Genomic DNA, 1,333 nt, shown 5'->3' with positions numbered 1-1,333 from the left:
ACGGAGCGGGCGTCCCGCCCGCGTCTGCCGGACGGAGCACACTTGCAAATTCGCGGGCTTGCAGACCGTTCCGGTCTGGTCTTGCGCTTCGCTCCAGACCGCACCTTGCAGGTGCGCCATCTCCGCGCTGGCGCGCTCCGTCGCAAGCGAAGCCCCTACAACGAACCGGCGGCAGGATGCCGCCGCTCCTTGGGCGCTCCGTGTGAGTTTATTGATCCTGTTATTATATCTTCGATCGAGGAATGGTTTCACTTCACCATGGCGGTGGGGGGCGGGGCGAGGGTCATCAGCCGGGTATCGACGCGGTGACGCCAGTCGAGGTGGTCAAGTCGCCAGGCGGCCTGACGGCTGAGTTCGACGAGGTCGAGGGGGGGGGGGGCGGCAGGAGGAGCGGGCGTGAGGGTTTCGATGATCTGGCGGTAAAGGTCGCGCGCGGTCTCGGTGTGCTGGAGGCGTTCGTGGCAGAGGGCGGTCTGATAGAGGGCTGGGAGCCGCCAGCGGGGTTCGTCGGAGATTTCCACGAGGCGGGTGTAAATGGTGAGGGCGCCGGTGTAGTCGCCTTGGGTGAAAAAGTCGTGGGCGAGTTGGGCGCCGGTGCGGCGCTGCCAGTAGAGCCACTGGCGGGTGTCTTCGGGAGTGGTGTTCGTGGCGGCGGTGCGGGCGCGTTCGTGGCGGAGGAGGTCGAGGGTGATGTTGAGGGCGTCTTGCCTGCGGCCGAGTTGAGAGTGGAGGGTTGCGAGTTGATAGCGGGCTTCGGGAGTGGCGGGATCGTCCGGATATTGAACAATGAAGGCGGTGAAGCCGGAGAGTGCGGCGCGGGTGTTGCCGCCGCGGAGGTGGGAACTGGCGGCTTTGAATTGGGCGCGGGCGCGGTCGGCGGGGGCGAGGTCGGGGAGGTCGAGGCGGGTGAAGAAGCGGGCGGCGTCGGCGTAGTTGCCGGCAAGGTAGTGTGTCTCGGCAATCTCGAACTGGGCCGTGCGGGCGAGCTGGCGGTAGCGGGTGGTTTGGTCGCTGGGGATGCGGAGGGTGCCGTGAATGACGTTGTAAAATTGGGAGATGGCGAGGTTGTAGGCTCCGAGGACGCGAAGGACGCGGCCGTGCTCAAGGCAGGACTCAGGTAGAAGGGGGGCGTCGGGATGGGTCTTGCGGAGTTTTTCGTAGATGGCGGCGGCTTTGACCATGTCACCGGTTTTGACCCAGGAGCGGGCGAGGGTGAGGAGGGCGGTTTGCTCGGCGTCGGCGGGTGTGTGGGGTTGCTTGAGAACTTGCTCGCAGGCGATGCGAGCGGAGTCGGGGTCGTTTTTGTTGAGGTGCTCGGCGGCGAGGCGGAGGA

General features: G+C 66.1%; 2 protein-coding genes. Both read right to left on the bottom strand.

The features are described from left to right. Positions 1-252: hypothetical protein (locus OBACDRAFT_RS29295; RefSeq protein WP_232766618.1), on the bottom strand; the 252-nt coding region annotated here is incomplete at its 3' end. After that, on the bottom strand, positions 249-1,333 hold a 1,085-nt coding region (locus OBACDRAFT_RS03955; RefSeq protein ID WP_052361056.1), incomplete at its 5' end, for a tetratricopeptide repeat protein. The genes OBACDRAFT_RS29295 and OBACDRAFT_RS03955, both read right to left, overlap by 4 nt.

Source organism: Geminisphaera colitermitum TAV2, from assembly GCF_000171235.2.
Classification (GTDB): Bacteria; Verrucomicrobiota; Verrucomicrobiia; order Opitutales; family Opitutaceae; genus Geminisphaera; species Geminisphaera colitermitum.
Note: the sequence above shows the minus strand (reverse complement) of the source record. Positions and strands in the feature narration are given on the sequence as shown.